This window comes from Herminiimonas aquatilis (assembly GCF_042665175.1).
Lineage (GTDB): Bacteria > Pseudomonadota > Gammaproteobacteria > Burkholderiales > Burkholderiaceae_D > Oxalicibacterium > Oxalicibacterium aquatilis.
In genome coordinates this window covers 1131431-1143934 of the sequence record NZ_JBHTCC010000001.1, presented here as the reverse complement: position 1 = coordinate 1143934, position 12504 = coordinate 1131431, and the positions used below count along the sequence as shown (strand labels likewise).

The 12504-nt window shown below is 50.5% G+C and carries 6 protein-coding genes, 3 tRNA genes and 3 rRNA genes; 11 read left to right on the top strand and 1 reads right to left on the bottom strand.

Annotation, left to right across the window (positions count from 1 at the left end; all coding sequences use genetic code 11):
• The first annotated feature begins 71 nt into the window (after nt 1–71).
• From apaG to ACFQO0_RS05190, 11 genes are all read left to right on the top strand, one after another.
• Nucleotides 72–446 (top strand): Co2+/Mg2+ efflux protein ApaG, encoded by a 375-nt coding sequence (gene apaG, locus ACFQO0_RS05240; RefSeq protein WP_382232960.1) that lies wholly within the window; start codon nt 72–74, stop codon nt 444–446.
• A gap of 164 nt (nt 447–610) precedes the next feature.
• Entirely contained in the window at nt 611–1819 is a 1209-nt protein-coding gene (gene mltA / locus ACFQO0_RS05235; protein WP_382232959.1) for a murein transglycosylase A, read from the top strand.
• A gap of 41 nt (nt 1820–1860) precedes the next feature.
• Complete coding sequence (locus tag ACFQO0_RS05230) at nt 1861–2637, top strand: enoyl-CoA hydratase (RefSeq protein ID WP_382232958.1); 777 nt, start codon at nt 1861–1863, stop codon at nt 2635–2637.
• Between the two features lie 534 nt (nt 2638–3171).
• A 16S ribosomal RNA gene (locus tag ACFQO0_RS05225) occupies nt 3172–4704 on the top strand.
• Nucleotides 4705–4820: 116 nt separating this feature from the next.
• Nucleotides 4821–4897: transfer RNA gene (locus tag ACFQO0_RS05220), tRNA-Ile, on the top strand.
• 20 nt (nt 4898–4917) lie between these two features.
• A tRNA-Ala gene (locus tag ACFQO0_RS05215) sits at nt 4918–4993 on the top strand.
• A 301-nt stretch (nt 4994–5294) separates the two neighbouring features.
• A 23S ribosomal RNA gene (locus tag ACFQO0_RS05210) occupies nt 5295–8169 on the top strand.
• A gap of 169 nt (nt 8170–8338) precedes the next feature.
• Nucleotides 8339–8451, top strand: a 5S ribosomal RNA gene (rrf, locus tag ACFQO0_RS05205).
• The 16S, 23S and 5S rRNA genes sit together here with 3 tRNA genes alongside, the layout of an rRNA operon.
• A gap of 401 nt (nt 8452–8852) precedes the next feature.
• Nucleotides 8853–8928, top strand: a tRNA-Thr gene (locus tag ACFQO0_RS05200).
• A 635-nt stretch (nt 8929–9563) separates the two neighbouring features.
• On the top strand, nt 9564–10274 hold the full coding sequence (locus ACFQO0_RS05195; RefSeq protein WP_382232957.1) for a TerC family protein: 711 nt from the start codon (nt 9564–9566) through the stop codon (nt 10272–10274).
• Nucleotides 10275–10323: 49 nt separating this feature from the next.
• Complete coding sequence (locus ACFQO0_RS05190; RefSeq protein WP_382232956.1) at nt 10324–10827, top strand: universal stress protein; 504 nt, start codon at nt 10324–10326, stop codon at nt 10825–10827.
• Between the two features lie 165 nt (nt 10828–10992).
• Here the strand turns inward: ACFQO0_RS05190 and glpK are convergent, their stop codons facing one another.
• Nucleotides 10993–12489, bottom strand: coding sequence for a glycerol kinase GlpK (gene glpK / locus ACFQO0_RS05185; RefSeq protein WP_382232955.1), 1497 nt, complete (start codon nt 12487–12489; stop codon nt 10993–10995).
• Nucleotides 12490–12504 lie beyond the last annotated feature (15 nt).

Genomic DNA, 12504 nt, shown 5'->3' with positions numbered 1-12504 from the left:
CGCTATCATGCGGGTTGCATATATATTGAATGAGAAACGCGCCAGGAATTGCGCGGCACTATAGGAATCACATGGCACCTTACGAATTTACGGTTACCGTAACCACGCAATATCTGGAAGAGCAATCAGACCCCGATCATTCCCATTATGTGTTCGCGTACGCGATAAGGATCAAAAACACGGGGCGGGTCGCCGCGCAACTGATCTCGCGGCATTGGGTGATTACGGATGCCAATAACCATATTGAAGAAGTGCGGGGGCTGGGTGTAGTCGGCAATCAGCCTTTGCTGCAGCCCGGTGAACACTACGAATACACCAGCGGGATGTCGATGGCGACGCCGCAGGGCACCATGACCGGTGAGTATTTCTGCGTAGCGGAGGACGGTGAGCAGTTCGTGACAAAAATTCCTGAATTTGTTTTGTCATTGCCGCGCACTTTGCATTAAGTCTCTGGTCTATTCGTTCTTGTCGTGTTTTGGTGGCGCTGACTTTTTCGCCGGGGGCTGAGTTGGTTTTTTGCCCGAAAACATCGTCCACCATACGATAAAGATCAACAAGAACAGCGCGATTCCCGCTTCAACAAATAATAGCCACATTGCCAATTACTCCCATGTCATTTATTCGCCTTAGTTTACTCGCATCCATTTTGTTTGTTCTTGTTTCATGTTCTGCCGTGCGTCCTCCTGAGCAGCCGATTGTCGTGGAGCCGTCTGCCCCGGTGAAGCCAGCCAAGCCGGCCATCCCGCCGGGCGATCTGCCCGGCTTGCCGCGCACGGAGATCAATCCTGCATTGCGCCCCGTGACGTTTGCAGCTTTGCCCGGATGGAAAAATGACGATCAGCGCGAGGCCTTACCCGCTTTTTTATCTTCTTGCGCAGTGATGATACGACGCCCCGATTGGAAGTCTGCGTGCGCGATTGCAGCAAATTTAGACGGGAATGACGAGAACGCGGTGCGCCAATTTTTCGAGAATTACTTCCAGCCTTATCGCGTATCGAATCCGGACGGCTCCTTGTATGGCACGGTGACTGGCTATTACGAGCCCTTGTTGCAAGGTTCGCGTAAACGTGGCGGCAAGTATCAAACGCCTTTGCATCGCGCACCGGACGATATCCTGACGATCGATCTGACCAGTGTTTTCCCGGAATTGAAAGGTCAGCGTGTGCGCGGTCGCTTGGTTGGTAATAAAGTCGTCGCTTATCCATCTCGTGGGGAGTTGAGTCAGTCAAATGCCTTGTTAGGCAAAGAAATTGTGTGGGTCGATGATCCTATTGATGCTTTTTTCCTTCAAGTGCAGGGTTCGGGCCGGGTGCAGCTGGACGATGGCAAAGAACAGGTACGGATTGCCTATGCAGATCAGAACGGCCACCCATACAAATCGATTGGCCGCTATCTGATAGATAAAGGCGAGCTGACCCTGGATCAGGCATCTGCGCAGGGCATCAAGGGTTGGTTAAAGGCCAATCCCAAGCGCCAGCAAGAATTACTGAACGCCAATCCCAGCTATGTCTTTTTCAAGGAAGAGAAAGTAACGGATCCCAATGTCGGGCCTAAAGGCGCCATGGGGGTGGCTTTGACGCCGCAGCGGTCGATTGCGGTTGATCCGCAATTCATACCGCTGGGCGCGCCAGTCTTTCTGGTGGCGACGCTGCCGGCCAGCAAAACGCCATTGCGTCGCCTCGTCATGGCGCAGGATACCGGTAGTGCAATCAAGAACCCAGTGCGTGCTGATTATTTCTGGGGGTTTGGTGCCGAAGCCGGTGAGCAGGCAGGTCGTATGAAGCAGCGCGGCGAGATGTGGGTATTGTTGCCGAAATGATGTCTTGCTTATATTGAGTGCAGGTTTTTCAGGAGTTATTCATGCAATACGAAAATATTCTCGTTGAGATTCATGGCAAGGTCGGCCTTATCACCCTTAATCGTCCGGCGGCATTGAATGCACTCAATGACAAGTTGATGGATGAATTGGGTTTGGCCCTGCAATCGTTCGATGCTGACGATGACATCGGTTGCATGATCATCACCGGTAGTGATAAAGCCTTTGCTGCCGGTGCCGATATTGGCGCTATGGCGACCTACTCTTATATGGATGTATATAAGGGCGATTACATTACGCGTAACTGGGAGCAGATCCGCAGTGTGCGCAAGCCGGTGATCGCGGCAGTTGCCGGCTATGCGCTGGGTGGTGGTTGTGAGCTGGCCATGATGTGTGACTTTATTATTGCGGCGGATACTGCGAAGTTCGGCCAGCCTGAAATCAAGCTCGGCATCATTCCGGGAGCAGGCGGTACGCAGCGTTTGCCACGTTCGGTGTCGAAATCCAAGGCGATGGATATGTGTTTGACGGCGCGGATGATGGATGCAGCAGAAGCGGAGCGTGCTGGTTTGGTATCGCGCGTAGTTGTTGCGGACAAGTTGCAAGAAGAAGCATTGGCTGCTGCAACGGTCATTGCCAATATGTCCCTGCCTATGGTCATGATGATTAAGGAATCCATCAATCGCGCCTATGAAACCACGCTCGCCGAAGGCGTGCAATTTGAGCGCAGACTCTTTCATAGCACCTTCGCAACAGAAGATCAGAAAGAAGGAATGCGTGCGTTTGTAGAGAAGCGCGCAGCGAAATTCAAGAACGTCTGAGGCCTGTGTAAAAAGTAATTTCAAAAGAAATAAACTATTTACGCGAAAGTACTTGCCAAGGTTTGAAATGCTTTGCTATAGTTCGGCTCCCGTCGCAGAACAAGCAGCGAAACGCAGAGTGTAGCGAGCTGAATTGAGAAGTGATGGGGGTGTAGAAGAGGTGGTAGTAGTTGGGTTTTTGGTCAGTCGTTTTGAAGGAATTTAAAACGAATCTTTTTAAAAAGTTTCTTAAAAAGATGTTGACGAAAACGAAGACATGCCACATAATCTCATCTCTCTGCTGCTGACGAACAAAACGATTCGCAGCGTCGCTGAAACAGCGAAGCAGGCAAGAAGTTCTTTAAAAATTAACAGTCGATAAGTGTGGGCGTTTAATGGAAGCGCGGCAGTGAATTTATTCGCTGTCATAACTTTAAATATTAAATGCTCACAAAGAAATATAGATACTTTCGGTTAAACGAAAGTACCTGTCAGTATTTTGAGTGAGCGACCGGTTCGAAAGAACCATGTCAGCAATGACATAAAACAGAGATTGAACTGAAGAGTTTGATCCTGGCTCAGATTGAACGCTGGCGGCATGCCTTACACATGCAAGTCGAACGGCAGCACGGGAGCTTGCTCCTGGTGGCGAGTGGCGAACGGGTGAGTAATATATCGGAACGTACCCTAGAGTGGGGGATAACGCAGCGAAAGTTGCGCTAATACCGCATACGATCTACGGATGAAAGTGGGGGATCGCAAGACCTCATGCTCATGGAGCGGCCGATATCTGATTAGCTAGTTGGTGGGGTAAAGGCCTACCAAGGCTTCGATCAGTAGCTGGTCTGAGAGGACGACCAGCCACACTGGAACTGAGACACGGTCCAGACTCCTACGGGAGGCAGCAGTGGGGAATTTTGGACAATGGGCGAAAGCCTGATCCAGCAATGCCGCGTGAGTGAAGAAGGCCTTCGGGTTGTAAAGCTCTTTTGTCAGGGAAGAAACGGTGGACTCTAATACAGATCACTAATGACGGTACCTGAAGAATAAGCACCGGCTAACTACGTGCCAGCAGCCGCGGTAATACGTAGGGTGCAAGCGTTAATCGGAATTACTGGGCGTAAAGCGTGCGCAGGCGGTTTGGTAAGACAGATGTGAAATCCCCGGGCTCAACCTGGGAATTGCATTTGTGACTGCCCGGCTAGAGTGTGTCAGAGGGGGGTAGAATTCCACGTGTAGCAGTGAAATGCGTAGAGATGTGGAGGAATACCGATGGCGAAGGCAGCCCCCTGGGATAACACTGACGCTCATGCACGAAAGCGTGGGGAGCAAACAGGATTAGATACCCTGGTAGTCCACGCCCTAAACGATGTCTACTAGTTGTCGGGACTTAATTGTCTTGGTAACGCAGCTAACGCGTGAAGTAGACCGCCTGGGGAGTACGGTCGCAAGATTAAAACTCAAAGGAATTGACGGGGACCCGCACAAGCGGTGGATGATGTGGATTAATTCGATGCAACGCGAAAAACCTTACCTACCCTTGACATGTACGGAATCCTTGAGAGATCAGGGAGTGCTCGAAAGAGAACCGTAACACAGGTGCTGCATGGCTGTCGTCAGCTCGTGTCGTGAGATGTTGGGTTAAGTCCCGCAACGAGCGCAACCCTTGTCATTAGTTGCTACGAAAGGGCACTCTAATGAGACTGCCGGTGACAAACCGGAGGAAGGTGGGGATGACGTCAAGTCCTCATGGCCCTTATGGGTAGGGCTTCACACGTCATACAATGGTACATACAGAGGGCCGCCAACCCGCGAGGGGGAGCTAATCCCAGAAAGTGTATCGTAGTCCGGATTGTAGTCTGCAACTCGACTACATGAAGTTGGAATCGCTAGTAATCGCGGATCAGCATGTCGCGGTGAATACGTTCCCGGGTCTTGTACACACCGCCCGTCACACCATGGGAGCGGGTTTCACCAGAAGTAGGTAGCCTAACCGTAAGGAGGGCGCTTACCACGGTGGGATTCGTGACTGGGGTGAAGTCGTAACAAGGTAGCCGTATCGGAAGGTGCGGCTGGATCACCTCCTTTCTAGAGTTTGCGTGAAAGTTAAGCGTCCACACTTATCGACTAGTTAATAAGAAAAGAACAGTGAATGTCGGCGATACGCAGAAGCTTGCGTATGGTTGGTTGGTACTGATCCAAACGGGTCTGTAGCTCAGTTGGTTAGAGCACCGTGTTGATAACGCGGGGGTCGTTGGTTCGAGCCCAACCAGACCCACCAAGATATGTATGACCGGTTTCGGGGGTTTAGCTCAGCTGGGAGAGCACCTGCTTTGCAAGCAGGGGGTCGTCGGTTCGATCCCGTCAACCTCCACCAAGATGTCAAACCTAAGTTGATCAGTGAGAGCTGACGTAATTTAGGTTTGATCTTTTAGATAGATCATTAGCTGTTTTTGTTCTTTAACAATTTGGAAGAAGTAAAGATTTATTGGTGCAAACCAATGATGCGCAAGCATTGTTGAGATGCGCTGATGGGTTTTGATTGTATCAAATCAAATAGTATTGGCGATCAGTTGTTCGAAAGAGCAATCTAGTGCCAATACAAGCAAACACGTAGTACTTGTTTGCCTTATGACCGTCTCTTGGAAGTGCAAACGACTGAGAGGCTAACGTTATAGGGACAAGCGAATAAGTGCACATGGTGGATGCCTTGGCGATATCAGGCGATGAAGGACGTAGTAGCTTGCGATAAGCTGCGGGGAGTGAGCAAACACACTTTGATCCGCAGATTTCCGAATGGGGAAACCCGGCCCTTGTGGTCATCACTCACTGAATACATAGGTGTGTGAAGCGAACGCGGCGAACTGAAACATCTAAGTAGCTGCAGGAAAAGAAATCAACCGAGATTCCCAAAGTAGTGGCGAGCGAAATGGGAGCAGCCGCAAGTTTTAGCATTGGATATAGTGGAATGCTCTGGAAAGTGCAGCCATAGAGGGTGATAGCCCCTTACACGAAATGACCAGTGTGGAACTAAGCTTGCAACAAGTAGGGCGGGACACGAGAAATCCTGTCTGAACATGGGGGGACCATCCTCCAAGGCTAAATACTCGATATCGACCGATAGTGAACCAGTACCGTGAGGGAAAGGCGAAAAGAACCCCGGAAGGGGAGTGAAATAGATCCTGAAACCGTGTGCATACAAACAGTAGGAGCGGACTTGTTCCGTGACTGCGTACCTTTTGTATAATGGGTCAGCGACTTACATTCAGTGGCAAGGTTAACCGTATAGGGAAGCCGTAGAGAAATCGAGTCCGAATAGGGCGTTCAGTCGCTGGGTGTAGACCCGAAACCAAGTGATCTACTCATGGCCAGGTTGAAGGTGCGGTAACACGCACTGGAGGACCGAACCCACTAATGTTGAAAAATTAGGGGATGAGCTGTGGGTAGGGGTGAAAGGCTAAACAAACTTGGAAATAGCTGGTTCTCTCCGAAAACTATTTAGGTAGTGCCTCAAGTATCACCATCGGGGGTAGAGCACTGTTATGGCTAGGGGGTCATCGCGACTTACCAAACCATTGCAAACTCCGAATACCGATGAGTGCGAGCTTGGGAGACAGACGTCGGGTGCTAACGTCCGGCGTCAAGAGGGAAACAACCCAGACCGCCAGCTAAGGTCCCAAAGATTGGCTAAGTGGAAAACGAAGTGGGAAGGCTAAAACAGTCAGGAGGTTGGCTTAGAAGCAGCCATCCTTTAAAGAAAGCGTAATAGCTCACTGATCGAGTCGTCCTGCGCGGAAGATGTAACGGGGCTAAGCCAGTCACCGAAGCTGCGGATATGTGTTTACACATATGGTAGGAGAGCGTTCTGTAAGCCTGCGAAGGTGTCTTGTAAAGGATGCTGGAGGTATCAGAAGTGCGAATGCTGACATGAGTAGCGATAATGGGGGTGAAAAGCCTCCACGCCGAAAGCCCAAGGTTTCCTGTTCAACGTTCATCGGAGCAGGGTGAGTCGGCCCCTAAGGCGAGGCAGAGATGCGTAGCTGATGGGAAGCAGGTTAATATTCCTGCACCGTCGTATGATGCGATGGGGGGACGGATCGCGGAAGGTTGTCAGGCGGTTGGAAGAGCCTGTTCTTGACTTGTAGAAGGCTATTAGGCAAATCCGGTAGCGTAATTCAAGGGGTCGAGACGAGTGAACTTGTTCACGAAGCAATCGGAAGTGGTTCCAAGAAAAGCCTCTAAGCTTCAGTCATACGAGACCGTACCGCAAACCGACACAGGTGGGCGAGATGAGTATTCTAAGGCGCTTGAGAGAACTCGGGAGAAGGAACTCGGCAAATTGGTACCGTAACTTCGGGATAAGGTACGCCCTTGTAGTTTGATTGCTTTACTGCATGAGGACGAAAGGGTTGCAATAAACTGGTGGCTGCGACTGTTTAATAAAAACACAGCACTATGCAAACACGAAAGTGGACGTATATGGTGTGACTCCTGCCCGGTGCTGGAAGATTAAATGATGGGGTGCAAGCTCTTGATTGAAGTCCCAGTAAACGGCGGCCGTAACTATAACGGTCCTAAGGTAGCGAAATTCCTTGTCGGGTAAGTTCCGACCTGCACGAATGGAGTAACGATGGCCACACTGTCTCCTCCCGAGACTCAGCGAAGTTGAAATGTTTGTGATGATGCAATCTACCCGCGGCTAGACGGAAAGACCCCATGAACCTTTACTGTAGCTTTGCATTGGACTTTGAACCAATCTGTGTAGGATAGGTGGGAGGCTTTGAAGCGGGGACGCTAGTTCTCGTGGAGCCAACCTTGAAATACCACCCTGGTTTGTTTGAGGTTCTAACCTTGGTCCGTTATCCGGATCGGGGACAGTGCATGGTAGGCAGTTTGACTGGGGCGGTCTCCTCCCAAAGTGTAACGGAGGAGTTCGAAGGTACGCTAATTACGGTCGGACATCGTGATGATAGTGCAATGGCATAAGCGTGCTTAACTGCGAGACTGACAAGTCGAGCAGGTACGAAAGTAGGACATAGTGATCCGGTGGTTCTGTATGGAAGGGCCATCGCTCAACGGATAAAAGGTACTCTGGGGATAACAGGCTGATTCCTCCCAAGAGTTCATATCGACGGGGGAGTTTGGCACCTCGATGTCGGCTCATCACATCCTGGGGCTGTAGCCGGTCCCAAGGGTATGGCTGTTCGCCATTTAAAGTGGTACGTGAGCTGGGTTTAAAACGTCGTGAGACAGTTTGGTCCCTATCTGCCGTGGGCGTTGGAAATTTGAAGGGGGCTGCTCCTAGTACGAGAGGACCGGAGTGGACGAACCTCTGGTGTACCGGTTGTCACGCCAGTGGCATTGCCGGGTAGCTAAGTTCGGAAGAGATAACCGCTGAAAGCATCTAAGCGGGAAACTTGCCTTGAGATGAGATTTCCCAGAGCCTTGAGCTCTTTAAAGGGTCGTTCGAGACCAGGACGTTGATAGGCTGGGTGTGGAAGTGCAGTAATGCATTAAGCTAACCAGTACTAATTGCCCGTAAGGCTTGTCCCTATAACCTTAGCAGGTCATAGGCATACAAGTAACGTGTGTGCGATTTGATTCGTGCAATCAAAACCGCTGTCGTCATCACCCATGACCTCAGTGTGATCTTTACTTCTTCCAGATTGGTTTGTTGACGACGTCAGAATAACGACGACGGCAGCGAACGCTACAAGTTATGCCTGATGACCATAGCGATTTGGTACCACCCCTTCCCATCCCGAACAGGACCGTGAAACGAATTTGCGCCGATGATAGTGCTGCAACCAGTGTGAAAGTAGGTCATCGTCAGGCTTTTATTAGAAAACCCCCTTCCAGTAATCTGGTCGGGGGTTTTTGCTTTTACGCGAAATATTCCTCGCACACGATAAATTCAAATCCCCTTCCGCATAAACACCCTGCAGAAATAGAAGACCCTCAGATCGGGATGTGCTTTTACTAGCTTAATCACCTCATTTCAGGTCGGACTCGATCAGATCAGGCGTCACAATAATCTTAATCCTCTAGGGTAAACAGGCTTCAACCGAGATGACGTAGCATTGATTCAGGCCTCAAGTCATGCCGGTAGATTCTGTGGGCTTTGATTTATCGCCCCGCTCAAAGGTTGCTTTTTAAGTAGAGTGCCAATGAAATCCAGACGAAACAGCTTTTGCACTAACAGCTATGTCTGATTTATTGGTAGAATACTCGGCTTCGCTGATGTAGCTCAGTTGGTAGAGCAACTGATTCGTAATCAGTAGGTCGGGTGTTCGATTCGCCTCATCAGCACCAAAAATTAAATGCCTTGCGCGGTTTCGTGCAAGGCATTTTTCATTTGTGTGAAAGAAGAATACGCGCAGGCTGAAACTGAGAAACGCAGAACGAAAGTTACTCACCAAGCTCCTCCAAAAAATCATCTACGCTGTTCGGGTGCCGACTGTGTACGCGCCATCGCATACCATTTTGCGTCAACACGCGTTGCTCGCTCAAGCCGAAATAGCCGATGGTGGGACTTACTCACAATTGTGTTGGCCTGCAGTCATGTGGAGCCTAGGTTGCGCACTCTTGCAGTTGCGGTGCGGCCAATTAAGAGCCGACATATAAAATTCGCTAGCACCAGGTGAAACTTGTCTTAAATAGCGCCGTCACCTTTCAAATCTGCAATTTAATTAAGATTTCATTAATTAATATTTAACGTTATCTTAATAAATATATTGACAGGCGGTATCCAGTGGCCTATGTTGAAAACAAGTAGTTCCCTTAAAGGGGAGTAGCCTCACTGCAAAAGCCGTCATTACGGGAAATTCCCCGGCCTGCAGACAACAGTATGTTGTGGCGAGACCTTTACCGAGTACAGGTAAAGGTTTTTTTTCGCTCAGAAGTTTTGTGATGTCCGTAAGCGAGCGATGACGGTGCTGGAGGAGAAAATGGATCTATTCTCGGCCGAATTTTTTTCCGCGCTGCTGGCGATCATCGTTATCGATCTTGTGCTGGCGGGGGATAACGCGATCGTCATCGCATTGGTTGCACGTAAATTGCCGCAACACTTGCAACGCATTACGATTCTTGGCGGCACGATAGGAGCCGTGGTCATACGCATCGTCATGACGCTAGCCATCGTATGGTTGTTGAATGTGCCTGGCCTTTTGCTTGTCGGCGGCGTTTTATTGGTGTGGATAGCCTACAAGTTGCTCGGTCCGGTGCATGAGAAAAAGAAGGAGCCTGGCATATCGGGCACTCGAATCGGATTGTGGGCTGCGATTCGTACCATTGTGATTGCAGATGCAGTGATGGGAATGGACAACATGCTCGGTGTGGCTGGTGCGGCGCAAGGCGAATTCATGTTGGTGATCACAGGCTTGTTGATCAGTGTGCCGATCATGATTGTGGGTAGCACCTTGATTTTGAAATGGGTGGAACGATACCCGGTCATTATTTATGTGGGCGCAGCAGTACTCGCATGGACTGCCGCCAAGATGATTGTGCAAGAGCCTGTCCTGAATGGATTTTTTACACAAAATCCGATTGTAAGCTGGTTGCTCTACGGCCTTCTTATAAGTGGGGTCGTACTAAGTGGTGTGCTTAGAGATGTACCTATAAAACCGAACCACAGGGAGGGGAAGCCAAGACATCCATGAAAGACGTTCACAAAAATTACTAACGTTTATACATTGCGAGGAGATCATCATGCTAAACATTCTCATACCTGTCGACGGCTCAAGGAATGCATTGCGGGCAGTGGAATACGTTATTCAATATCGTGCTTTGCATGACGAGTTGATCAACGTGAACCTGACCAATGTTCAACCCCGTCTATCGAAATATCTGACGCGCTTTGTGCCTTCGCACAATGTCCGGCTGTTCCAGCAAGAACGCGCGGAAGAGGCACTGAAAGGTGCGGTTGATCTGCTGTCCAAGGCCGGCGTAGACCATGTGGTTCATATGGACAGAGGTGATGCCGCAGAAGCTATTGTCGCCTGCGCTCAAAAGACTCAGTCACAAAAAATCGTTATGGGGACAACCCGGAAGAATGCACTGTCGAGATTTTTCGAAGGTTCGGTCGTTGCCAAGGTGATGGCATTAACGGATTTGCCGGTGGAGGTGGTTGCCAAGGAAAATGCAAGCAAGCTGCAACGCTTTGGCATTCCAATCGGTGTAGGTCTGACGTTCTTGTGGCTGGCTGTTGAGTGAGTAAATAGACTGTGAACGCATCCTGATAGTTGACGCATTCGGCAAACTAATTCGATGCAGAACAGGAGATAAAAAATCGCAGTCTTGTAAAAGGGCCGACATGCATGTCGGCCCTTTTTAATTGGCGGATTGATGCGCGTTGATGGGTGTTGAACGTTATGAAATCTATTCGTCCCACGCTTGGGAGCGTTGCACTGCTTTGTGCCAAGTGTTCATTCTATGCTCACGTTCGTCTTGTCGCATACGTGGCACAAAGCATTTATCCATCTGCCATTGCGCAGAAATTTCTTCCGTAGAGGACCAGAATGATACCGCCAGGCCCGCAAGATACGCCGCACCCAAGGCAGTGGTTTCGGTAACGACAGGCCGGATCACCGGCACGTTCAAAATGTCAGCCTGGAATTGCATCAGCAAGTCGTTACGCGCCGCGCCGCCATCGACACGCAACTCGTGCAAAGCAATCCCCGCGTCTTTTTGCATTGCCTGTAGCAGGTCTGCCGACTGATAGGCAATACTCTCCAGTGCTGCGCGTGCAATGTGCGCCTTGCTGCTGCCGCGCGTCATGCCGATAATCATGCCGCGTGCATAAGCGTCCCAGTACGGCGCCCCCAGGCCGCTGAACGCAGGCACAAAAACGACGCCGCCATTGTCCGGAACACTGGCGGCGAGAGCTTCTACTTCATTTGAGCTACTGATGATCCCCAAGCCGTCGCGCAACCACTGGATAATGGCGCCGGCCATGAACACACTGCCTTCGAGCATGTAATCGGTGCGCAACTCCTTGCCGCTGTCCAGCGTCCAACCTACAGTTGTCAGCAGATTGTTATTTGAGGTGATCGCCTGTGTGCCAGTATTGAGTAGCATGAAGCAGCCAGTACCATATGTATTCTTTGCCATTCCTGCCTGATGGCAAGCCTGTCCAAAAGTGGCGGCTTGCTGATCGCCGGCAATGCCCGCAATCGGAATTGGTGCGCCGAATAATGCGTCATAGGTATATGCAGCGACGCCGCTGCTGGCGACGACTTCCGGCAATAAGGTGCGCGGGATATCCAGCAAACCGAGCAGCTCATCATCCCATTGCTTGCTGTGGATATTAAAGAGCAAGGTGCGTGATGCATTGCTGGTATCGGTGACATGCTTGCCACTCAATTTGAAAATCAGCCAGCTATCGATAGTGCCGAACGCCAGCTCGCCGCGCTCTGCTTTCGCACGCGCGCCCGGCACATTTTTCAACAGCCAATTCAGCTTGGTCCCTGAAAAATACGAATCCAATACCAAGCCTGTCTTATGTTGAAACAAAGCCGCCTTGCCTTCAGCTCGCAATTGGTCGCACAGCGCAGCCGTGCGCCTGTCTTGCCAGACGATTGCATTGGCTAGCGGTTCACCTGTTTTGCGATCCCATAACACCGTAGTCTCGCGTTGATTGGTGATGCCGATCGCGGCGATGTCAGTCGCATTGAGATCGTGCTCCTTTAATACCTGTCTTGCGACAGCGAGCTGGCTATGCCAGATGTCATTGGCGTTGTGTTCGACCCAGCCCGGCTCGGGAAATATCTGCGCGTACTCTTGCTGCGCAGTGCCGTGAATCTGACCTGCGTGATTGAATAAAATCGCGCGGGAACTGGTCGTGCCCTGATCGATGGCGAGTATGAATTTGCGCATTATTGGAGCGGATAT

Bases quoted from the DNA above. Each gene is read 5' to 3' on its own strand.
- apaG (WP_382232960.1), top strand. From the start codon at position 72: ATGGCACCTTACGAATTTACGGTTACCGTAACCACGCAATATCTGGAA.
- mltA (WP_382232959.1), top strand. From the start codon at position 611: ATGTCATTTATTCGCCTTAGTTTACTCGCATCCATTTTGTTTGTTCTT.
- ACFQO0_RS05230 (WP_382232958.1), top strand. From the start codon at position 1,861: ATGCAATACGAAAATATTCTCGTTGAGATTCATGGCAAGGTCGGCCTT.
- ACFQO0_RS05195 (WP_382232957.1), top strand. From the start codon at position 9,564: ATGGATCTATTCTCGGCCGAATTTTTTTCCGCGCTGCTGGCGATCATC.
- ACFQO0_RS05190 (WP_382232956.1), top strand. From the start codon at position 10,324: ATGCTAAACATTCTCATACCTGTCGACGGCTCAAGGAATGCATTGCGG.
- glpK (WP_382232955.1), bottom strand. From the start codon at position 12,489: ATGCGCAAATTCATACTCGCCATCGATCAGGGCACGACCAGTTCCCGC.